17 protein-coding genes and 2 pseudogenes are annotated in these 20,557 nt (G+C 63.9%); 5 read left to right on the top strand and 14 right to left on the bottom strand.

Features of this window, described 5'->3' with window-relative positions:
• Nucleotides 1-77: 77 nt before the first annotated feature.
• Nucleotides 78-824 carry an SAM-dependent methyltransferase gene (locus P3W85_RS32465; protein WP_276267775.1) on the bottom strand — a complete coding sequence of 249 codons (747 nt, stop codon included), beginning with the start codon at nucleotides 822-824 and terminating at the stop codon, nucleotides 78-80.
• Between P3W85_RS32465 and P3W85_RS32460 the strand changes: the two genes are divergently transcribed.
• On the top strand, nucleotides 817-1,128 hold the full coding sequence (locus tag P3W85_RS32460) for a hypothetical protein (protein ID WP_276267774.1): 312 nt from the start codon (nucleotides 817-819) through the stop codon (nucleotides 1,126-1,128). The two genes, P3W85_RS32465 and P3W85_RS32460, sit on opposite strands and share 8 nt — an antisense overlap.
• Before the next feature lie 268 nt (nucleotides 1,129-1,396).
• Here P3W85_RS32460 and P3W85_RS32455 read toward each other — a convergent pair whose 3' ends face one another.
• The 5 genes from P3W85_RS32455 to P3W85_RS32435 all read right to left on the bottom strand — a co-directional run bounded on the left by P3W85_RS32455 (nucleotide 1,397) and on the right by P3W85_RS32435 (nucleotide 8,082).
• Nucleotides 1,397-3,595 carry a phosphocholine-specific phospholipase C gene (locus tag P3W85_RS32455; protein WP_276267773.1) on the bottom strand — a complete coding sequence of 733 codons (2,199 nt, stop codon included), beginning with the start codon at nucleotides 3,593-3,595 and terminating at the stop codon, nucleotides 1,397-1,399.
• Nucleotides 3,596-3,645: 50 nt separating this feature from the next.
• A complete protein-coding gene (locus tag P3W85_RS32450) occupies nucleotides 3,646-3,792 on the bottom strand; it encodes a hypothetical protein (RefSeq protein ID WP_276267772.1) in 147 nt (48 codons plus the stop codon).
• Nucleotides 3,793-4,089: 297 nt separating this feature from the next.
• Nucleotides 4,090-4,848: a DeoR/GlpR family DNA-binding transcription regulator gene (locus tag P3W85_RS32445; RefSeq protein ID WP_276267771.1), complete on the bottom strand. Its 759-nt coding sequence runs from the start codon at nucleotides 4,846-4,848 to the stop codon at nucleotides 4,090-4,092.
• A 612-nt stretch (nucleotides 4,849-5,460) separates the two neighbouring features.
• Nucleotides 5,461-6,600: a serine hydrolase domain-containing protein gene (locus P3W85_RS32440; protein WP_276267770.1), complete on the bottom strand. Its 1,140-nt coding sequence runs from the start codon at nucleotides 6,598-6,600 to the stop codon at nucleotides 5,461-5,463.
• A gap of 162 nt (nucleotides 6,601-6,762) precedes the next feature.
• Nucleotides 6,763-8,082: an MFS transporter gene (locus P3W85_RS32435; protein ID WP_276267769.1), complete on the bottom strand. Its 1,320-nt coding sequence runs from the start codon at nucleotides 8,080-8,082 to the stop codon at nucleotides 6,763-6,765.
• Nucleotides 8,083-8,213: 131 nt separating this feature from the next.
• On the opposite strand from P3W85_RS32435, the gene P3W85_RS32430 reads away from it, so the two are divergent.
• Entirely contained in the window at nucleotides 8,214-9,143 is a 930-nt protein-coding gene (locus P3W85_RS32430; RefSeq protein WP_346430307.1) for a LysR family transcriptional regulator, read from the top strand.
• Here P3W85_RS32430 and P3W85_RS32425 read toward each other — a convergent pair.
• Nucleotides 9,141-9,645: pseudogene (locus tag P3W85_RS32425) on the bottom strand (IS6 family transposase); the annotation flags it as partial. The gene P3W85_RS32430 and the pseudogene P3W85_RS32425 sit on opposite strands and share 3 nt — an antisense overlap.
• 340 nt (nucleotides 9,646-9,985) lie before the next feature.
• On the opposite strand from P3W85_RS32425, the gene P3W85_RS32420 reads away from it, so the two are divergent.
• On the top strand, nucleotides 9,986-10,429 hold the full coding sequence (locus tag P3W85_RS32420; protein WP_276267768.1) for a GNAT family N-acetyltransferase: 444 nt from the start codon (nucleotides 9,986-9,988) through the stop codon (nucleotides 10,427-10,429).
• A 316-nt stretch (nucleotides 10,430-10,745) separates the two neighbouring features.
• On the opposite strand, the gene P3W85_RS32415 is transcribed toward P3W85_RS32420, so the two are convergent.
• Nucleotides 10,746-11,519 carry an SDR family oxidoreductase gene (locus P3W85_RS32415; protein ID WP_017224425.1) on the bottom strand — a complete coding sequence of 258 codons (774 nt, stop codon included), beginning with the start codon at nucleotides 11,517-11,519 and terminating at the stop codon, nucleotides 10,746-10,748.
• 108 nt (nucleotides 11,520-11,627) lie between these two features.
• Here P3W85_RS32415 and P3W85_RS32410 point away from each other — a divergent pair, with 108 nt between their 5' ends.
• On the top strand, nucleotides 11,628-12,527 hold the full coding sequence (locus tag P3W85_RS32410) for a LysR family transcriptional regulator (protein WP_276267767.1): 900 nt from the start codon (nucleotides 11,628-11,630) through the stop codon (nucleotides 12,525-12,527).
• Nucleotides 12,528-13,111: 584 nt separating this feature from the next.
• On the opposite strand, the gene P3W85_RS32405 is transcribed toward P3W85_RS32410, so the two are convergent.
• The gene (locus P3W85_RS32405) at nucleotides 13,112-14,077 is read right to left on the bottom strand and encodes a Bug family tripartite tricarboxylate transporter substrate binding protein (RefSeq protein WP_017224423.1); all 966 of its coding nucleotides are present in this window, start codon (nucleotides 14,075-14,077) and stop codon (nucleotides 13,112-13,114) included.
• A gap of 32 nt (nucleotides 14,078-14,109) precedes the next feature.
• The gene (locus P3W85_RS32400; RefSeq protein ID WP_017224422.1) at nucleotides 14,110-15,531 is read right to left on the bottom strand and encodes an amidase; all 1,422 of its coding nucleotides are present in this window, start codon (nucleotides 15,529-15,531) and stop codon (nucleotides 14,110-14,112) included.
• Nucleotides 15,532-15,649: 118 nt separating this feature from the next.
• Here P3W85_RS32400 and P3W85_RS32395 point away from each other — a divergent pair, with 118 nt between their 5' ends.
• Nucleotides 15,650-16,495 carry an IclR family transcriptional regulator gene (locus P3W85_RS32395; protein ID WP_276267766.1) on the top strand — a complete coding sequence of 282 codons (846 nt, stop codon included), beginning with the start codon at nucleotides 15,650-15,652 and terminating at the stop codon, nucleotides 16,493-16,495.
• A 295-nt stretch (nucleotides 16,496-16,790) separates the two neighbouring features.
• Here the strand turns inward: P3W85_RS32395 and bktB are convergent, their stop codons facing one another.
• The 4 genes and pseudogenes from bktB to P3W85_RS32375 form a co-directional block, all read right to left on the bottom strand.
• Nucleotides 16,791-17,975: a beta-ketothiolase BktB gene (gene bktB, locus P3W85_RS32390; RefSeq protein ID WP_276267765.1), complete on the bottom strand. Its 1,185-nt coding sequence runs from the start codon at nucleotides 17,973-17,975 to the stop codon at nucleotides 16,791-16,793.
• Nucleotides 17,976-18,166: 191 nt separating this feature from the next.
• A complete protein-coding gene (locus P3W85_RS32385) occupies nucleotides 18,167-18,319 on the bottom strand; it encodes a hypothetical protein (RefSeq protein ID WP_276267764.1) in 153 nt (50 codons plus the stop codon).
• Between the two features lie 70 nt (nucleotides 18,320-18,389).
• A complete protein-coding gene (locus tag P3W85_RS32380; RefSeq protein ID WP_276267763.1) occupies nucleotides 18,390-19,667 on the bottom strand; it encodes a CobW family GTP-binding protein in 1,278 nt (425 codons plus the stop codon).
• A gap of 310 nt (nucleotides 19,668-19,977) precedes the next feature.
• Nucleotides 19,978-20,557, bottom strand: a pseudogene (locus tag P3W85_RS32375) (hypothetical protein); the annotation flags it as partial.

Here is a 20,557-nt window from a genome sequence, read left to right as displayed (position 1 = left end):
GGCTATTGACGCAAAGGCGACGTACCGAGGACGTCAGTCCGGCTCTCGGCCTTCTTCCACTTGCGTAGCCGTCCTCATCACCGAGCCATCAGCGCGAACACACCCCAGCCTAGGTACTCACGTGTGTAGGTGGTGTAGCGCTCGGGTTCCGAGGCCAGTTGGGCTCGAACCTCTTTCGCGAACTCGTCATCGGAATTTGCTTCAAGCCAGCAGCGCATGGTGAGCCATTTGGCCGCCTCGTATCTGTCCCAGCCGTCCTGGTCAGCCAGGACCATTTCGACGACGTCGTAGCCAAGGCGGCCGAAAGACGCGAGCAGTTCCGGAAGCTTGAGAAAGTCGGAGATGGAGTTGGCAAGACACCCCTTAGCCACATCTTCCGTCGGCGGAAACTGCCGCCAGTAGGGCTCACCGATGAGGATGATCCCTCCGGCGCGCAGGCTGCGCGCCAAAAGCTCGATAGTGCCGCCGACTCCTCCGCCGATCCATGTGGCACCGACACAGGCCGCCACACAGGCTTTCTCGTCAGAGACATAGCCGGCGGCATCGCCATGGATGAACCGGACTTGATCGGCGACGCCGAGTTCTACCGCACGGCGTTTCGCTTGCTCAGTGAACAGTGGGCTCATGTCGATGCCGGTGCCGATAACGCCGTGATCGCGTGCCCAGGTACATAGCATCTCCCCTGAACCGCTGCCGAGATCGAGCACTTGCGCCCCTGGTTGCAGGCGTAGAGCTGCACCGAGCGTGGCGAGCTTTTCGGGGGTAATCGGGTTATGGATGCGATGAGCGCTCTCAGTGATGTTGAAGATCCGTGGGATGTCCATTTCGCGAAATCTCTTTATGGGTGAACAGCTTCAACTGGATGACGCTGATATCTGTATTGTCGCCCGGCAGGAACATGCTGAACAGCTTCCCGTGAAGCCGCATCTCCTGATGTTTGAAGTGCGATTGGCCAGATGTGGCATCCGACCGAACACGCTAAGAACGCGTACAAGGCATTTGTACGCCGCCACGCTGCCGCCTGATCGAAGTCGGCTGCGTGGCGGCTTTGGTTTTGGACGTAACACCGGGAGCGGCCACCGCCGCGCCCGGATTTTTGACCACCGGCCCCAAGGCGAAACGGCTTGAAAGGCGCTCGCGCAATGTGGTTCGAAGGACGCGATCCAGACGGGACAGGTGAAGTGGACCGGATCGCGCGTGGATCTTGTATTCGGTTCAAATGCCCGGCTAAGGACACTCTGCGAAGTCTACGCAAGCGAGAACGGAGCGGACAGGTTCGTGAAGGACTTCGTCGCAGACTGAGTCAAGGTGATGAACCTCGACCGCTTCGATCTGCGTAAATAGCGGTGTGAAAATGCCCCGGGACCACGTGCCGGGGTGTCGCTCGCCTGGTCGCTCAGGCCGCTTGGCCCATCGCCGGGTCCGAGACCGAGTCCTTGCCGTTTTCGATTCGGCCAGCGAACCTGCGCTGGAACGCAGGCGCGGCGTCGCAGTTGACTACAAGGTCATACCAGCCGCCGCTTTCGCCCACCGCCCAGTTCAGCTCGCCGACCTGACCTACCTCGACACGCGCGGACCACGGACCGTCGGTCCGGTAAGCCGTTGCGCTGACGCTGAAGTTGGCCGCCTTGGTGCCGCGGTTATACAGCTTGACCTGCACCTGCGGCGGATCGCACAACGCGTAGCAGACCTGGACTTCCACGCCGCCCGCGGTGGACTGCTCTTTCGTATCGCCGATGAATTCGCGGTGGTAGCCATTCGGGCCGAGCACCCAGAGGTTGTACCTGCCCGTGTCGGCGGCAGTACTCCAGAGCCCGTCGAGGGATTTGCCTGCTTCCACTACGTAGCGTCGCGGAATGCTGTCGAGATGAAGCTTGTCGTAGACGTGGAACACGGCACCAACGCCATTCGTGCTGTTGTTAGCAAACAGCAGCGTGACGGTCCCCGAGGCGTCGGTACGCGCGGTGGTGTGCAATTCGTAAGGCAGCGCGCGGGAAGGGCGGGAGCCGGCTTCCTGCACCGGCAAGCTCGCCGCCGCGGGCACCGGAATCGCGGGCATGGCGGCTTGTGTCTTCACCAGGGTGTCGACCGCCACCTTGGTCGTGCGGCCGGCCAGCGTGGGAATGCGCTCCTTGTTCGGATTCACAAAGTTGAAGGCGGACGTCAGGTCGCCGCAAACGGCGCGGCGATACGCGCCGATCTGGGGCTCGCGCACGCCAAACCGCTTCTCCAGAAAGAGCAGCGTGGAGGTGTGGTCGAACGTCTGCGAGTTGACCCATCCGCCACGGCTCCACGGCGAGATCACCCAAAGCGGCACGCGCGGACCGGGGCCGAAGGGTTTGCCGTCCATCGTCAGCTGGTTCGAAGTCGCCGGTGTATAGTTGAAGTACTCGAAGGCCATGTCGGCGTCTGACAGCGTGCTCGCGCCGGCCAAGGTGCCATCGGGGTTGCGCGACGGTGCCGACGGCGGCGGCAGGTGGTCGAAGAAGCCGTCGTTCTCGTCGTAGTTGATCAGCAGCACGGTCTTGCTCCAGACGTCCGGATTCGCGGTGAGCGCGTCCAGGACTTGCTGGATGTACCAGCCGCCTTGCGCTGGGCTGGAGGGGCCGGGGTGTTCGCTGTAGGTGGACGGCGCAACGATCCACGACACCGAGGGCAGCGTGCCGTTCTGCACGTCGTCACGGAACGTCTGCAGGAACCCGTCGGGCATCGTGTTGCCGAACCCCTTTGCAAGCGGGCTGAGCGCGTCGTCGATTGTGGGATCGTACGCGGGCGAGATGGCAGGGAGGGCTACCGGACGGCGCGCTACTGGCATCGACTCGATGGCGGCGCGCCAGTGGCGGAAGCACATCAACTCGTTGCAGCCGAAGTTGTCGTTCAAGGTTTGGTAGACCTTCCAGGGCACGCCGGCTGCCTCCAGGCGATCGGCGTAGGTGGTCCACGTCCAGCCCTGCGAGGACGGCCCGACATCGTTGCCGCCATTGAACTCGTTCACCATGGCCGCCACGTTGGAGCCGCTCGGGCCGTTGGTGCCAGTCCAGTAGAAAAGCCGGTTCGGAATGGTGCCGGTGTGCATCGAGCAGTGATAGGCGTCGCACAGCGTGAATGCATCTGCCAGGGCACGGTGGAACGGCACCTCGGTATTCTCGAAGTACGACATCGACAGTGGCGTCTTGGCGCTCGGCCACTTATTCATGCGGCCGTGATCCCACGCTGCCTGCGCATCGGGCCACGTGTGCGGCGTGCCGCCAGCGCGTTGCGCGTTGCCCTTCGCCACGTCGAGGTGGTACGGGGTGACAGTGTTGCCGAGCGCATCGGTCTGGTAGAAGACATTGCGACCATTGGCCAGCGGAATGGGATGGCGGTCGCCATAGCCGCGCACGCCCTTGAAGGTGCCGAAGTAGCTGTCGAAGGCGCGGTTTTCGAGCATCACCATCACCACGTGCTTGACGTCCTGAATGGTGCCGGTGGCGTTGTTGGCCTCGATGGCTAGCGCGCGCCGGATGCTCGGAGGGAAGGTGGAAAGCGTCGCGGCAGCGGCAGCGGTGCCAAGGGAGGAGCGCAGGAACTTGCGTTTGGAAGGATTGAAGGTCATACCGGATCAAGGATTGCGGGTTGCTCGGGCAAAATCTTGGTGTGCCTCAGTCAGGGCGCTGGCGCGCAGTGCGCCGTGGTGCAGGCCGCTGGCGTAGTGCCGCCGGGGTTGGCCGGGGTGGTTGGCGTCGTCGCGTTGTCGTCGCCACCGCAGCCACCCAGCAACAACACGATGCATAGCGCACCAATGCCCAGCATGGATCGGCTTGTTTCTTGATGTATAGGGATTGGTCTAGTCATGAGATTGGTCAGTTGCAGTCCGAGCAAGAATCGTTGCGATGGGCTTCGTGGTCATTCGGGCGGCCGCAATGGCGAGTACTGCGACAACCGAGGGGCGTACCTAGAGCAGGCTCGGCTGCGAGGGAAAGACTGTGCCGGTACGCTTCATGGGGTTTGTTTTCGACGCCGCGCGAGCGCGTTCGCGTCTGGTATGTCGGGGTACGTCGGGCCCGCCGATACGCGAGTCGTTGGTCCCGTTCCGGCATGCCATGGCATTTAGCAAAGGTGCGTCTCCACGCCCGCGCGCTCGCAGAGCGCTTGCAGTTCGGCGGAGACGTCGGCATCGGTGAAGAAGTGATCGACCTGTTCGAGCGTCGCCACCCTGCAGGGCGCCTCGCGCAGAAACTTGCTACTGTCGGCAAGCAGCAGCCTGCGATGGCTGTGCGTGAGGAGGACCTGGGTCAATTCGGCTTCGTCCGGCTGGAATTCGTAGAGCGTGCCGTCGGCGCTCACGGCGCCCACGCCGCAGATCGCGAAGTGCGCGCGGAACTTGCGCAGGAAGTCGAGCGTGGCGCTTCCCATCACATCGCGGTCGGCTGGCCGCAGCTTGCCGCCAGCCACCCAGGTCTCTATCCCAGGTTTGTCGGCCAAAGCCCGTACGGCATCGATGTTGTTCGTCACCACGCGTAGCGGCCGGTCCGGAGGAAGGGCACGCGCGAATTCCGCCACCGTCGTGCCATAGCCAAGAAAGATCGTCGCGTCGTCCTGCATGAGACCGACGGCCGCCTGCGCGATACGGCGCTTGCGTTCGATCTGGACATTGCTTCGCTGCAGGAAACTCTTATTGTGCTGGTTCGTCGGCAGGCTCAGCCCGCCGTGCACGCGCTTGACCAGGCCTTGTTCATCGAGATCGTTGATGTCGCGACGGATCGTTTGGCTGCTCACGTTGAAGTGGCCGGCCAGTTGCTCAGTGCTCAGCTGGTCGACTTCGTGCAACCAGTCGAGGATGTCTCGTTGACGGCGGCTCAGGCTCATTTGTTCATTCGCGCAAGATTTATGTTCGAATGAAAATGTACTTGGCGGATGTGACGACAACATGACCGGCATTGCCGGCGAGCGGATTCGTTTTGCGTTGCGGATTGGAGAGGCAGGTCGGGCGGAATAATGCGCGGGTCTGGGGGGATTGCACGCTCCGGGACAAGCTTGGGCGATGCCTGCTGACGGCCTAATCGGCAGCCGGCACAAAGGTGGCGTGACTTTGATGCAGGCTTCGACAAGGAATTTGGGAACCTATCGTCCCGATGCGAAGGGATAAATCCAAGCGGAAAGTCTCCGCAAGGATGAGAGTACCGATACGGGGAACAGGGGCGGAGACGTCCGTAGTAGGGTTGAAGGTCCTGTAGTGGGGCTGGACCGAAGGGGCGTCGGCCCAAGAGGAAAAGTAGATGAAGCCCGTGGCGTTCTTCTGCGAAAAGGACGGAATCTTTCGGGGCGGTAGTCGGGCTTGGAGCCGCCTGCAGCAAGGCTCTGCGGCGCCACGGCTTTCACTTGGGAAGTCGTCAAGGGGGTACCAGATAGCTGACCTAAGTTCGCATCTGGTAGGAAAGGCAGTGGCATGGGGCGCCCGCGCCCGGTGGTCCAGGACCGTTAACCCGCTTGGCCCGCGGCTTGCACGGCCGCGCCCAGGAATGCGAGTATCTCGCCCTCGTAAGCGGGCATCTCGGGCGCCGACGCCGAGCCCCAGAGCACGGCCACCACGTCGGCATCGCGGTTGATGTAGAGGTACTGGCCGAACACGCCTATGGCCGAGAACGCCCCGGGACCATGGGCCGGCAAGGCCTTCTCGCCCTGGGGCAGCAGCCACCACTGGCGGTGATAGCCCAGGGCATGGCCTCCCGCATAGGGCTTGACGTCGAGCAACGCCGAGTCCCCGGGCAGGTTGGGAATGTCGTCCACCCAGCCCGGCGGCAGCACGGCACGGCCCTCTACACACCCGCCATTGGCGATGAAACGGCCAAAGCGCCCATAGTCGCGCAACACCGCGCCAAAGCCGCTGCTGCCTATCTCCATGCCATCAGGGCTGTCCAGCTGCCAGAAGCTATCTCGTTCCATCCCCAAGGGCTGCCAGATTTTTTTCGACAGGTAGCTGGCGGCACTCATGCCCGTGGCGGCGCTCACGATCTCGGCCTGCAGGAACGACTCTCCCGTGCTGTAGTTGAACACCGTTCCCGGCGCATGCATGCGCGGCAACTGCGCGAGCACCTTCAGGATGCTGCCCGGCACCAGGCTGAGCTGGGCTGCGAACATGGCACGCCTGTCCGATCCTGGATTGCGGTAGGTCTCGTCCCAGCGCAGGCCGGATGTCATGTTCAGCACCTGCTCCACCGTCACGCCCTCATAGCCCGATCCCTTGAGCGCGGGCACGTAGCGCACCACCGAATCGTCGAGGCTGGCAATGGCACCATCGTGCAGCGCCGCCCCTACCAGGGTGGAGGAGATGGACTTGGCCACGGAAAACGAGGTCCAGCGCGTGCCCTCGTCATTGCCCTGGGCATAGCGCTCGAGCACGACGTCGTCGCCCTTCATCACCAGCAGGCCGGTCACGTCGTTGCGCGCCATGAAGGCCTGGGCATCGAGGCTCTGGCCATCGACCTCGTAGCGCGGATCGATCTCCGGGCCCCGCCCCAGCGCACGAACCTGCGCGCCGCGCGGCACGATCCGCACCGGATATAGCGCCGGCATGTTGCGAAAGGTATGGGTCTGCACCTCGGCGCTGAGTTCATACAAATCCTGGGCCGCGCCCAGGCCTCGTTGTTCTTGTGGTCCTTGTTGGATCAGAGAGCTACATTCGGGCGCCATGGCCTGAACTCCTTGCTGCGGTATGGAAAAGACGCGCCCCGAAAGTGCCCGGGCCACGCGGAGAATCGAAGGAAGTGGCAGTGCTTGCGCTCAGCGGTTCACCAGCCGACGCGGAATCACGAGCACGGCCAGGCTGCCCAGGGCCAGCATTGCGGCCAGCAAGTAAAGCCCCGTGGTGGCCGAACCTGTTACCGTGAACAGCTTGCCAAACACCGTGGGGCCCAGGAAGCCCGCCATCTGCCCGAAGGCGTTGATGAAGGCAATGCCCACCAGGGCCGCTGGGCCCGAAAGCAGGGCCGTTGGCAGATTCCAGTACAAGGCATTGGCTACCACGTTGCCCGTCACAGCCAGCAGCGATACCATCAAAAGCAAGTTGGCGTCGCCCATCGCAAACGGCATCAAGGCCACGCCCAGGACGCTGATCAGCCCGGGAATCGCCGTATGCCAGCGCCGCTCGCGCAAACGGTCCGAGGTGCGCCCCAGAGCCAGCATGCCCACCACGGCCAGCGCGAACGGCGCGGCCACCATCCAGCCGATGGTCACGGTGCTCTTGACGCCCGCGTCGCGCAGCATGCTGGGCATCCAGAACATCAGCGTCACCCCGGCCAGATAGGCGAAGTTGACGAAGGCCAGCAGCCAAACCAGGGGCGAGCGCATCGCCTGGGCCACGCTGTGCGTCATGGCTTGGTTACCATCGCTGGCCACATGGGCCTTGAGCATCTGCTTTTCCGCTGGGCTGAGCCAGCGCGCCTGGTCTATGCCGTCATCCAGATACCACAGCGCGATCACGCCCACCAGCGCGGCAGGCACGCCTTCGAGCAGAAACAGCCACTGCCACGCAGCCATGAGGGAGCTGCTTGCGAAGTGCTGCAAGATCCAGCCAGAGACAACGCCGCCAAGCAAGCTGCCTACGGGAATGGCGGCCATGAACAAGGTGATCACGCGGCTGCGGCGCTCGGCCGGGTACCACTGCGTCAGATACAGCATCACCCCGGGGAAGAAGCCCGCCTCGGCCCCACCCAGCAAGAAGCGCACCGCGTAGAACTGCGTAGGTGTCTTCACCAGCAAGGTGGCCGCTGACAGCAGGCCCCACGTGATCAGAATGCGCGCGATCCAGCGGCGCGCGCCAAAGCGGCCCAGCATGATGTTGCTGGGCACTTCGAGCAGAAAATAGCTCACGAAGAAAATACCCGCGCCCAGGCCGAACACGGCTTCGCTAAAGCCAAGCTCGGCCTGCATGCCCAGCTTGGCAAAGCCCACGTTGGTGCGGTCTATGAAGGCAAACACATAGCCGATGAACAAAAAGCTGATCAGGCGCAGAGTGACCTTGGCGTAGATGCGATCCTGCTCGCCCTTGTCCTGGTCAAATGGTTCTCGAATGGGCGTTGCGGCCTGAGTGGTGGAATGCACGGGGCGTCTCCTGGGAGTTTTGATCGTTGTGCCTGCGACTATGCGCGCTGGGTCAATGCAGGTGGTAGCGGTAAAATCTCAGGGCGCACACTTTTGGTTGTCATCTCCACCTGGCGACGCGATCAGCCCTCATGAAAAAACACCAGATGCATGCACTGGTCGCCGTGGCCGAGCACGGCAGCATCCGGCGCGCAGCCCAGTCCTTGTCGCTGTCCCAGACCGCCTTGACCAAGGCCTTGCGCGAACTGGAGCTGGACATGCAGGCCTCCTTGCTGCAACGCAACCCGCAGGGCGTGAGCCTCACGCCTGTGGGCGCGGAGTTACTGGCCCATGCCAAGCTCATACTCGCCCAGATGGACGAGGCGCGCGCCGCCGTGCGCCACAGGCAAGGCCTCGGCAGTCCGCCCGTCAAGGTGGCGGTCACGCCCACGTTCTCGCTGGTCTGCCTGACCGAGACCGTCTCGCGCTTTCGGCAACGCTTTCCCCACGCTCCGCTGAGCATCCGCGATGCCTTTCTGTCCCAGACCCTGCCCATGCTGCGCGATGGCACCATCGACTTGGCCATCGCGGCCGTACTGCCCGGGGCGCAGGGCTCGGACCTCGCATTTGAGAATCTGGGAGAGCTGGAAATCGCGCTCGCAGGCCGCCTGCCCGCCTCCGCTTCACGCAGCCGCAGCAAGCACCCGGTGCCGCAATCCTATGACCTAGCCGACCTGGCCCATGCCGCTCCCTGGCTGCTGGACAGTTCGCGCGGCGGCATCAGCGAGGCGGTAAGACGCTGGCTAGCCAGCCATAGCGTGGGCGCGCTGGGCCAGGCCATGGAATGCACCTCCTCCATGGCATCGCTGGTACTTTCATCCGAAGGGGCCGCCATTGTTCCCACGCCCCGGCCCATCCTCTCGGTGCCCTGGCTGGCCGGCGTTTCCAAGGAGATTGTCGTGCGCCAGCCCCTGCCCAGCCTGCCCCTGGGCCTCGTCACGCGCAAGGGCCACAGGCTGGACGCGTCGGCCGACTGGTTTGCCGAATGCGCGCGGCTGGAGATCCAGCGCATGCTGGCTTGAATTCACGCGAGCGCTGGCATTGACGAACACATGTTTCACGTTCGCCAGTTCCGGAACGTCAGCCTTTGCCGCAGGATAGCTGCGCAACTGATCGGTGACGATCTTGCTCGGTACTGGGCATGAGCGAAGCAGCCGCTTGAAGAAGCGTTTGGCCGCAGCCTTGTCGCGCCGCTTTTGCAGCAGGATGTCGAGTTCGGCGCCATGCTCGTCTACTGCGCGCCACAGCAGGTGTGGCGCGCCACGCGAGCGTCACGAACATCTCATCGAGATGTCAGGCGTTTCCCGGTTTGCGCCGCTCGGCTTTCACCCGGTGAGCAAAGTGGGCCCCGAATTTGTCACACCAGCAACGGATGGTCCCATAGGTTACGACCACGCCTCGCTCGAACAGCAGCTCCTCGATGTCGCGCAGGCTCAGATTGAACCGGAGGTACCAACGCACCGCGCTGCTGATGACCGCGGCGGGATAGCGATGGCCGCGATGGAGCGAGCTTGCCTTCTTCATAGCGCCATCTTACGCGACCGAGCCGGCAACCTGACAATGCCCGCATGCTTGATCTGCCTGGCGATGCTCAAGGGCCAGATCGCCCGGCATCGGAAGCCGTGCCGCTCCGGCAGTAGGCATCATCACTCTCAAACGCCCATAGCCGGAAGAGCCGGCTTGCGGGACCAAGTGTGGTAGGGTGCCGGCTATGTTGGCCGAGCCCGCGAATGACGCTGCCCCCCTTCAGCCGGGCCAGGCCAAGGCGGCATGACAAAAATGGCGGGCAGATGCCATCAGGCGATCATCGAGTGCAGCCGACCTCTCCCCGTCCGGGGCGGCGCAACCTGGAGACCTAGTCGAAATGTTGACCGACGTTCGTTTGCGCGCGGCCTCTCAAACCGATTACCAGCAAATTTCCGAACTGCTTGAGTGCTGCGGACTGCCCACGGAGGATGTCTCCGACATCATCGATTCGTTCCAAATTGCTCTGGCAGATGGTCGGGTCATCGGGTGCGCGGCAGCAGAAGGGCACGGTGAGGCGATCCTTATCCGCTCGGTAGCGGTCGAGCTGACATTTCGTGACAGGGGTATCGCCAGCCAACTGGTCGAAGCGCTATTGATGCAGGCTCGCGGGACCGAAGTGCGCGAGGCCTACCTGTTGTCTACCACTGCCCCAGCCTACTTTGCGCGTTGGGGATTTTCCCTGTTCCCTGCTGATCAGGTCCCCGCAAAAATCAAAATGTCGGCGGCATTTCAACGTGCAGCACAGGCATCTGCTCTCTGCATGCGGTGCGAGCTCACTTGAGCCATCGAGGAGCGTTAGCGCCGACGCCGAAGCGCCGGCGGGACCCCGTCGGCGCTCCTCGGCGTAACGCTTGCGCGGGGTGATTGGAACGTGCCGCTGTGCAAAGGTGTGAGCAGACCAGGCCCGTATATGCTCGCCACCCCTATCGCTACGCCTGCGCCCACCCGCTTCAGCGCCCCCCTCATCAGGCCGGATAGGGCAAGGGCGAAACCGCCCAAGGTCGGGGCAACGCCGGGATAGCCGTTCACCCACAGGCCACCGGCTCGCAAGGCCGGCCGCCTCTTCAGCCAAAAACGAGGCGGCACAGCGTCCCGGCTTACTTCGTCGTGTACCCGCCGTTGATCAGGATAGTCTGTCCGGTGATCCACCAGCCGTCGCTCACCAGATGGCGAATGAAGGGGACCACGTCCTCGATGTCGGTCAGCCCGGTCTTGCTGAAGGGAGACAACGCCGCGGCCGTCTTGTGATAGGCCTGCGCGTCGGTACTCTCCTGACCATAGAAGAACGGCGTGTCCATCGGGCCTGGGCCGACGGCAGTTACCGAAATGCCGCGCTCGCCGAACTCCTTGGCGGCCGCTCTTGTGAAATGCTCGACCGGCGCCTTGGTACCGGCATAGGAGGCGTAGAACGGCGTGAAGGCGCCCAGCAGCGAAGTGACGAGCGTGCAGATCTTGCCGCCGTCGTTGACATGCTTGCCGGCTTCCTTGAGGAAAAAGAATGCTGACTTGGCGTTGACCGCGCTCATCTCGTCGTATTCGGCTTCGCTGATCTCGACGATCGGCTTCTTCAGCACCTTGCCCACTGTGTTGATGGCGATGTCCGGGCGGCCGACGGCAGCTACTGCATTGGCGAACAGCTTTTCGACGGCGCTGGCCGTAGTCAGGTCGGCCTGCAGCGCGACGGCCTTGGCACCCGCGCTCTCGAGGGCGGCCACCGTGGCGTCTGCGTCGGCCTTGCTGGCATCGCTGTTGTAGTGAATGGCCACGGCCCTGGCGCCGTGGGCAACGAGGTCACGGGCGATCAGGCCGCCCAGGTTCTTGGCGCCGCCGGCGATCAGGATAACTTTTCCAGGGATGGTGTGCTTGGACATGGAGGACTCCGGTCAGGGGGGATGGCTAAAGGATTCTATTGGTCATAACTTGACCGATAAACTTCAATTTATTAGATTGACTAGTCATGATTTGCTACCAATAAAGCCATGGACCTGATCGACCAGCTGCGCATCTTCCAGCGTGTGGCGCACAGCGGCGGCTTCACCGCTGCGTCGGACCAGATGGGGCTCCCGCGACCTACCGTGTCGCTGGCCATCCAGCAGTTGGAAGCACGCCTGGGCGTGCGCTTGCTCAATCGCACGACGCGGCGAGTGAGCCTGACGCAGGACGGCGAGGCGCTACTGCAACGCGCCGCCACGCTGGTGGCTGATGCCGAGGAACTGGAGCAGCTGTTCCGCCCGCAGGGCGTGGCGCTTTCCGGGCGCCTGCGGGTGGACGTGCCCAGCCGCATCGCGCGCCGGCTGGTGGCCCCGGCGTTGCCGATGTTCTTCGAGCGCCATCCTGGCATGGTGGTGGAGTTGGGCTCTAGCGATCGTATGATCGATCTGGTGCAGGAAGGCATCGACTGCGCCCTGCGCGTGGGGAAGCTCTCCACCAGCAGCCTGGTGGCGCGGCCATTGGGCCAGCTGCAGCTCGTCAACTGCGCCAGCCCGGCCTATCTGTCGAAGCACGGCGTGCCCCAGTCACCTGCCGATCTGCCCGGTCATCGAGCCGTCAACTACGCGTCTCCCACGAGCGGACGCGTCTTACCCTGGGAGTGGATGGAGCACGGGTCCCTGCGGACCCTGCGGATGGATGGCGTGGTGGTGGTGAACAACGCCGAGACCTATATCGCCAGCTGCCTCGCCGGGTTGGGCTTGATCCAGATCCCGGCCTTCGACGTCAAGAATCACCTGTCGGCAGGCGAGCTGGTCGAGGTGCTGCAAGCGTGGCCAGCACCGTCAATCTCGGTCCATCTGGTCTATCCGCATCGCCGACACCTGTCACGGCGACTCCAGGCGTTCAGCGATTGGCTGACGGAGGTTTTAAAGGTAGCTGTTGGCTGAAGTTTGCAGTACAGGTTGAGGTCATCGCGCTTTTCGAGCATTTTCAGCCGGTAAGCTGCAGAAAGGCCAATCTAACAATGACTTATAAATCCCCCAACCAGGCATGATCCACTCGCAGACAATTCTTGCCTGCAGGCGGTGCAGGTCGCCGTAGCGTGGCCGGACGGCGCCTTCCGTAACACCACACTGGGCCTGATGAGCATGCCAAAGACGATCGCGCCCTGATGGGTAAGCGCGTGTGCAACCGGTGTGCACGGCGGGTAGATGGGGTGATCGTACTATCCGTGCATTTTCTGGCGGTTTGCCCCGGAAAGTGATTATCTATCAGGGGCTTATAAATACTCCGATCGCGCAAAACGCATTGCTCGCTACAGGCGGCTCCGCGCCTTGCTACCGCTATGTTTTGCACGGATAGTACGATCACCCCATTTCCGACGATTTCCTGGCGCAATCATCGTGATGCAAGTGGAGTCGTAGTCCCGCTCGTCGTAGCCGTAGCGCGTCACCGCCCAGTGGCCTGTGCCATGGGCAGTGCATCGGCTTGGCTAAACCGACTCGCCGGCGACAGGGCTGCGATGCAACGATCAGTCGGCGGTGATTCCCGCCACCTTGATGATGCCCGCGTTGCGATCCAACTCGCTTTCCACCTTGCGCCGGAACGCTGCTGCGTCGAGGAAGGTCGACTCGAATCCCTGATCGCGCAGCTTGGTGCGCGTGTCCGGATCGGCCATTGCGGTGCTCACACCCTTGGCCAGGCGTGCCACGATGGGGGCCGGTGTGCCGCGCGGCACCACGATGCCAAACCAAGTTTCAAAGTCGTAGCCGGCCACACCGCTTTCGGCCACAGTGGGCACATTGGGCACCAGCGCCGAACGCGCGTGGCCCGTCAACGCGAGCGCCTTGACCTTGCCTGCCTTGATCTGCGGCAGCGCGGCGACCAGGGTGTCAATCGACAGCGGGATCTGGTTGCCGATCAGGTCGGTCATCGCCGGCGCGCTGCCGCGGTAGGGCACGTGCTGGAGCTTGACGCCGGTCTTCTGGGCCAGGAACTCGCCGGCCATGTGCGGCGTCGAGCCATTGCCAAACGAGCCGAAGCTCAGCGGCTGCTCGGAGGAGCGGGTGGTCAGATCGCCGAGACTGTTGAGTTTGGTTTGCGGGTTGGTCAGGATCACGAACGACGTGCTTCCCGCCGCCGCCACGTACTCATAGCTCTTGAGCGGGTCGTACTTCAGGTTCTGATAGAGCAGCGGGTTCACCGTATACGTGGGGGCCCCGGAGATCATGACGGTGTAGCCGTCCGGCGCCGCGCGCGCCACTGCGGCGGCCGCGAGGCTGGTATTGGCGCCCGGGCGGTTTTCGACCACCACAGACTGGCCCAGGTTCTGTGCCAGCTTGGCGGCAAGGAGGCGACCGATGACGTCGGCGGATCCGCCCGGCGGAAACGGCACCACCAGGGTGACCGGCTTGGTCGGGTAGGTCTGCGCGCTTGCGCAGAGCGAGGCGGTGGAGACGACGCCAAACACGACGGCGTTGAGTATCTGCTTGATCATCTGAAACTCCCTTGCTTTGGTTTAGGTGGCAATCAGTCGGGCAGTCGCGGCGCCTGGAGCCAGAACTGCGTCGCTTGTTCAAAGGCGCGGGCCAGTTGCAGCACGCCGAGTTCGTCGCGGTAGCGGCCCACGATCTGGATGCCGACCGGCAAGCCGTCGGCGGTAAAGCCGCACGGCACCGAGATGACCGGGTGGCCGGTCAACGACAGGTAGTAGCCCGAACGCATCCAGTCGATGTAGTTGTGCATGGGCGTTCCCTCGATCTCATGCACGGTCTCGTGCTCGACTGGGAACGGCACCACCTGGCTGACTGGGCCGATCAGGAATTCGTGGGTCTGCATGAAGGCGTGCATGCGCGCGAACAGCGCCGCGCGCTGGCGTTCGGCCTGCACCAGCACCGAGCCCGCCTGCTGCAGGCCCAGTTCTATGTTCCAGATGACCGAGTCCTTGAGCTGGTCGCGTTTTTCCCGTAGGAGCATTTCATATCCCACCGCGAAAGCTTGCCCGCGCAGGGCCTGGAACGATGCATCGGCGCCGGAGAAATCGGGGCAGTCCATGTCGACCAGCGCGCCGAGCGCTTCGAAGACCGCCAACTGGCGATCGAGCGCCTGCACCACCGCCGGCTGCGTGGGCAAGCCGCCCCAAGTGGGCGCGAATGCAATGCGGGTGCCCTTGAAGTCGCGCTCGAGCGCGCCCAGGAAGCAGCGCGGATCCTGTTCGATCGACAGCGGATCGCGCGCGTCGGGGCCGGCCGTGGCGGCCAGCAGCAGCGCCACATCAGCCACCGTGCGGGCCATCGGCCCCGCCACGGTCAGCGCGTTGTACGGGCTGGCCGTGGGCCATTGCGGCACGCGGCCGGCGGACGGACGCAGCCCGACCACATTACAGAACGACGCCGGGTTGCGCAGCGAGCCGCCCATGTCGGTGCCATCGGCCAGCGGCACCATGCCGCAAGCCAGAGCCGCGGCCGCCCCGCCGCTGCTGCCGCCCGCGGTCTTGCCGAGGTCGTACGGGTTGCGGGTGGGGCCGAACACGGTGTTGAAGGTCTGCGACCCCGCGCCGAACTCCGGCAGGTTCGTCTTGCCCAGCGTGATGGCGCCAGCCGCACGTTCGCGGGTCACGATCAGGCTGTCCCGCTCGGGAATGAAATCGCGATAGACCGGTGAGCCATAAGTGGTGCGCATGCCCGCAGTCAGGAATGAGTCCTTGTGCGCGATCGGCAAGCCGTGCAGCAAGCCCAGCGGGGCGCCGCTGGCCTGTGCCTGGTCGGCACGGGCAGCCTGCGCCAGGGCGCGCTCCGCATCGAGCGTCACGATGGCGTTGACCCGCGGGTTCCAGGTCTCGATCTGCGCCAGGTGCGCGGTTACCACCTCTGTAGCGCTGACCCGTCCGGCACCGATTTCGGTCCGGAGTGCCATCGCGCTCAAGTGGCACAAGGGCTGCTTGCTCGTCATTGGATTCTCACTTGTATTGCTATACAATACACTGTATTGTTTATTCATTCATCATACGGGGATTCCGCAGCGGAGACAATCCACGCCAGCCTCCCCGATCAGCTTTTGCCGAGACACCATGACGATTTCATCCAAGGACCCGCGCGGCAGACTCACTGGCGCCACCTCGCCCGAGGACAACACGGAAACACCGACCGCCGCCCAGCGCGCCGACGATCCGTTGTTCGTGGGTTCGTTGGAAAAGGGCATGCGCGTGCTGGAGGCTTTCCGTGACAGCGCGGAATCGCTGGGACTGACCGACATCGCGCGCGTCACCGGCCTGGGCAAGAGCGCGGCGCAGCGCTTCGTCTACACCTGGGAGCAACTGAATTACCTGGTGAAAGACCCGGAATCGCGGCGCTACCGGCTTGGGCCTCGCGTGGTTGAGCTGGGCTACTTCTTCCTGCGCAATGACCGGCTGGTCGCGATGGCGGCGCCGCATCTGGTCGCCTTGCGCGACCGCTGCGGGCTGGCGGTGAACATGAGCGTGCTGGCGGGGCAGGACATGATCTACCTGCTGCGCTTGCCGAGCCGGCAACTGACACTGAACGAGATGCTGCCGGGCCGTCGTATGCCGGCCTGGAGCAACAGCGCGGGACGCATGCTGCTGACGCAGTTCGACGACGATGCAGTGCTCTCGGTGTTGCAGCGCTCGCCGCGGCAGCCGTTCACGGCGCGCACCCTGGTCGAGCCCGATGAACTGCTCGCCGCCATTCGCCAGGCCCGCGAAGACGGCTACGCGCTCACCGAAAGTCAGGTGCTGCAGAACCAGGTCGGCGCGGCAGTGCTGGTCCGCGACGGGAGGCAGTTCCCGCTCGCCGCCATCAGCGTCTCGGCTGCTGGGCACGATTATCCACGGGAGCGGCTTGTGCGGGAGATCGTGCCCGAGCTGTTCCAGACGGCACAGGCCATCTGCCCGGCCTGATCGCCGGGCGCGCGTGCAGTTGGGTTTTCCAGATCTCGGCCGTTAAAGAGGATTGGCCGCAATTCGCGAGATCTGCCGCACCTCCGGCTAGCCGTTTGACTTCAAATCGGCACCTCCCTAAAAATTAACGCAACCCAAAGCTCGTGCGCTCGTTCTTCAGGTACCCATCTGTCCGCTAGTTTGCTGACTTATGAGTAATGATCCTCAACACTTCCTGCCGGATTTCCCCTTCTTTTTGCCACGCCCCAACTGCTCCTCCCTCGCCCAGTGCCAAGCGCGATGGTTTGGCCTTAGTTCAGACCCGCTCAAAAATCGCAGCAATACCCTGCCCGCCCCCGATGCACATGGTCACCAGCGCATAGCGGCCTTGCACGCGCTGCAGCTCGTACAGGGCCTTGACCGTGATCAGCGCTCCGGTGGCGCCGATGGGGTGGCCCAGCGAGATGCCTGAACCGTTCGGATTGACCTTGGCCGAATCCAGCCCGAGCGCCTTGGTGACCGCGCAGGCCTGTGCGGCAAAGGCCTCGTTGGCTTCGATCACGTCGAGGTCGGCCACGGTCAGGCCAGCGCGTTCCAGCGCCTTCTTCGTGGCCGGCACCGGGCCGATGCCCATGGTCTTGGGATCGACGCCGGCATGCGCGTAGGAGACCAGGCGGGCCAGCGGCTTGAGGCCGCGTTTCTCGGCCTCGGCACGCTCCATCAGGACCACGGCGGCGGCGGCGTCGTTCAGGCCCGAGGCATTGCCCGCGGTAACCGTGCCATTCTCCTTGACGAAAACCGGCTTGAGCTTGGACATGTCCTCCATGACCGCGTCGTGGCGCACGTGCTCGTCGGTGTCGAAGGTGACGTCGCCCTTGCGGCCCTTCAGCGTGACCGGCAGGATCTGGTCCTTGAAGTGGCCGGCGCGGATCGCCGCCGACGCACGGCGATGCGACTCCAGCGCGGCCTCGTCCTGCTGGATGCGGCTGATGTCGTATTCCTTGGCCACGTTCTCGGCGGTGACGCCCATGTGGATGCCATGGAAGGGATCGTGCAGCGCGCCCAGCATCATGTCGAGCATCTTGGCGTCGCCCATGCGCGCGCCCCAGCGTGCCGACTGCGCCAGGTACGGCGCACGGCTCATGCTTTCCGCCCCGCCGCCGATGGCCACGTCGGTATCGCCCAGCAGGATGGACTGCGCCGCGCTCACGATGGCCTGCAGGCCCGAGCCGCACAGGCGGTTGACGGTCAGTGCCGGCGCGTCGATGGTGACGCCGCCCTCCACTGCCGCCACCCGGCCGAGGTACATATCCCGTGGTTCGGTCTGGATCACGTTGCCAAACACCACATGGCCGACATCGTCACCGCTGACCTGGGCGCGGGCCAGTGCTTCACGCACCACCATGGCACCCATCTGGGTCGGGGAAAGATCCTTCAGGCTGCCGCCGAAGGTACCGATCGCGGTCCGCACGCCGCTCACCACCACCACTTCACGTGTCATCTCTCATCTCCACAATTTCAGTTGCCAGGCGCAGTCCAGTTTCACGTGCCGGTGCGCGGCGTTGTCCCAAGCGAGGAGCGGCAGGCGATGGTGCCGCTTTCGCACACATTTGAAGCGTTGCCTAGGGTGAATGCAACCTCGGGGCCAGTTGCATCGGGACTTCCGAACGGGCCGCCGAGCACCCATTCAGCTCAAGTGGCGACCCGCAGTATCAGCGACGAGCAGATTCTGTCCGGGGGCGAGGCCCCCCCGCTGCTCTGCCCGACGCAGACCGCATCGGCCTCGGCAGCAAATGCACGCCAGCCCTTTGCCTGCCACTTGACCTGGATGATCAGCGACTCCATCTCATCCTCGCCCGGACTGCGGACCGGCCACGGTCCACTGTCCTCGTTAGATACACCCGTACGGTTCCCTTCAGCGGTCGTTGGTCAGGGTACGGAAGTGCCGTGGCTGGATCAGCCATGCGTCATGCTGCACCGTCGAAGATGCAATCATCGGTACACGCTGCGAGAGCCAGCAGCGTGTCGGCAGCTCCCAGTCGGCGACACTTGCGCGTAGCGCGGCGATGTCACTGGGCAGGTCGGCGAACGTGGCGCGGATCGCCTCAATCTGCGCCGAAGCGAGATTCCGGACGATGAAGACTAGCCGCCCGCGACCATCCTCAAACGGCCTTTCGTGCGGCCAGGCCCGCAAGCGCACCGGCGGATAGGCCACGTCCTGCACGCACTGTACGACCCGGGGGTGCGCATCGCCTGCCACGCACATCAAGCCTTTGGCACGCAGCAACGCAGCACCATGCCGGCGCAGGATCTGCCCCATCGCGACCGCGAAGCCGAACCACGGCACTGGCCGGTCGAAAGTGATGACGAAGCTGTGAACATGGGCACTATGGCGTCCGCGCTTGTGCGCTTGAGGCAGATAGCGTCCTGATCTGGGCACCTCACCGCCACTGATACCCCCTGCGGCCTCGCTCTGGCGCGCAATCTCGGCGCCCAGCCACGCCTGCAAACCAGGTGCCAGGTCGGTGCGACCGTAGACACCGGTGGATGACAGTAACACGCCAAGATCGGCAACACCGTGACGCACCTGAACACGGCTCGCCTGTGGGTTTAGCGACTGCAACTCCTCCTCAAGCCGCCCCAGTTCCGCCGTAGACGCCTGGTCGCATTTGGTGATCAGCACCCGGTCGGCTGCCATGATCTGTCGCCGACTCTCGGCGTATTCGTGCAACTGCTCCAGCCCATGGGTCGCCGAGATCGCCGTGATGACCTCAGCGCACACATAACGCGCACAGACAAAGGGCTCTTCCATCAGTGTGTAGAGCACCGGCACCGGGTCCGCAAGACCGGTGGTCTCGATCACTACACGCGTGATCGGCGCAATCTCGCGGCGGGCGACACGCGTGAACAGGCTCTTCAGCGCGGCGACCAGATCGCCCTGCATATTGCAACATAGGCAGCCCGAGTCGAGCAGCAACATCCGGTCGCTGACGGCGTCGACAAGGTGATGATCGATGCCGACCTCGCCGAACTCGTTGACCAGTACAGCCACGCCAGCCATGCCTTGCTGGTGGACCCAATGGTTCAGCAAAGTGGTCTTGCCCGCGCCCAGGAAGCCGGTGAGCAGGCTGACCGGAATGCGATCGACAGGGACCTTGCCCGCTACGGGCGGCGTGGCGGAAATGAGATTCATCGAAAAACCTCCTGAAAAGCGGATGTCAACGCAGGTACGATCCCTGGCTGGAGTAACGTCTTAGACAGGGGGACTAGCCCCCCGCCAAATAGATCAATCGGACCGTGGCCAGCATCAGGCAGACCAGCACACCCCCATCCACCAACGGCTGTCCAGTGCCGGCCAGCACTGCTGCCAGTGTCAGCGCCAGAATCGGCAGCATGCCGCCGACTATGACACGCCTGTGGATGCAGCCCGAATGCATTCGCAGGACGAAGCCGCCCCGCTCCTGCGGGCGCCTTCGTTGACAACTGGCGCGGCATGAACAGCATCACGCCGAAAGGGCTCGCAGACGCGCCAACATCTCAAGCACCGCCTCGGGTCGCAGCCCCGGCGCGATCTCAACGAATTGGAACTGTCCGGTCGGAGGCGGTGCAATGGCCTGTCCGGCCGCAAACGCCGCACTGATGTCGCTTCCGAACGGAAGTGAGCCGTCATAGCCTCCAGCCCCGGCGATCACCGCGTCGAGCCCGGCCATCGCCTCGGCCGGCACCTGGGCAAAAACGGGCAGCCGCAGCGCCACCGACCAGCGATAGTGCCGCGCAACGTTGATCACCGACCGGTAAGGCTCGACAAAGTCCGACCCGAGGTCTCTGTCATCCGCCTGCTCCTCCAGCAGCAGGCCCGAGATCGGGAAGGTCGAGACCGAGCGGATCAGGTCGGCCACGTACATCGCCGCATCCTCAACGGAATCGAGGTCGAGGTCGAGGTCTTCGTCGGCGCCACCGGCCAGCCGGTTGGTATGCATCAGCCACGCGCGCGGCGATGGCATCGCCAACACGAGCGGCGTCTGCCCACGCAAGTGCGCCAGCACCGCCTCTACCACTTCAGCCAGCACTGCTTTGGGTGCC

It is taken from the genome of Cupriavidus basilensis, assembly GCF_029335485.1.
GTDB lineage: Bacteria > Pseudomonadota > Gammaproteobacteria > Burkholderiales > Burkholderiaceae > Cupriavidus > Cupriavidus basilensis_E.
The sequence above is the reverse complement of the archived record's forward strand: the minus strand, read 5'-3'. Positions and strand labels throughout refer to the sequence as shown.

What these genes read in the sequence shown, in the direction of transcription:
- P3W85_RS32460 (WP_276267774.1), top strand. Translation starts at nt 817, where the DNA reads ATGTCCATTTCGCGAAATCTCTTTATGGGTGAACAGCTTCAACTGGAT.
- P3W85_RS32465 (WP_276267775.1), bottom strand. Translation starts at nt 824, where the DNA reads ATGGACATCCCACGGATCTTCAACATCACTGAGAGCGCTCATCGCATC.
- P3W85_RS32455 (WP_276267773.1), bottom strand. Translation starts at nt 3,595, where the DNA reads ATGACCTTCAATCCTTCCAAACGCAAGTTCCTGCGCTCCTCCCTTGGC.
- P3W85_RS32450 (WP_276267772.1), bottom strand. Translation starts at nt 3,792, where the DNA reads ATGCTGGGCATTGGTGCGCTATGCATCGTGTTGTTGCTGGGTGGCTGC.
- P3W85_RS32445 (WP_276267771.1), bottom strand. Translation starts at nt 4,848, where the DNA reads ATGAGCCTGAGCCGCCGTCAACGAGACATCCTCGACTGGTTGCACGAA.
- P3W85_RS32430 (WP_346430307.1), top strand. Translation starts at nt 8,214, where the DNA reads ATGAAAAAACACCAGATGCATGCACTGGTCGCCGTGGCCGAGCACGGC.
- P3W85_RS32420 (WP_276267768.1), top strand. Translation starts at nt 9,986, where the DNA reads ATGTTGACCGACGTTCGTTTGCGCGCGGCCTCTCAAACCGATTACCAG.
- P3W85_RS32415 (WP_017224425.1), bottom strand. Translation starts at nt 11,519, where the DNA reads ATGTCCAAGCACACCATCCCTGGAAAAGTTATCCTGATCGCCGGCGGC.
- P3W85_RS32410 (WP_276267767.1), top strand. Translation starts at nt 11,628, where the DNA reads ATGGACCTGATCGACCAGCTGCGCATCTTCCAGCGTGTGGCGCACAGC.
- P3W85_RS32405 (WP_017224423.1), bottom strand. Translation starts at nt 14,077, where the DNA reads ATGATCAAGCAGATACTCAACGCCGTCGTGTTTGGCGTCGTCTCCACC.
- P3W85_RS32400 (WP_017224422.1), bottom strand. Translation starts at nt 15,531, where the DNA reads ATGACGAGCAAGCAGCCCTTGTGCCACTTGAGCGCGATGGCACTCCGG.
- P3W85_RS32395 (WP_276267766.1), top strand. Translation starts at nt 15,650, where the DNA reads ATGACGATTTCATCCAAGGACCCGCGCGGCAGACTCACTGGCGCCACC.
- bktB (WP_276267765.1), bottom strand. Translation starts at nt 17,975, where the DNA reads ATGACACGTGAAGTGGTGGTGGTGAGCGGCGTGCGGACCGCGATCGGT.
- P3W85_RS32385 (WP_276267764.1), bottom strand. Translation starts at nt 18,319, where the DNA reads ATGGAGTCGCTGATCATCCAGGTCAAGTGGCAGGCAAAGGGCTGGCGT.
- P3W85_RS32380 (WP_276267763.1), bottom strand. Translation starts at nt 19,667, where the DNA reads ATGAATCTCATTTCCGCCACGCCGCCCGTAGCGGGCAAGGTCCCTGTC.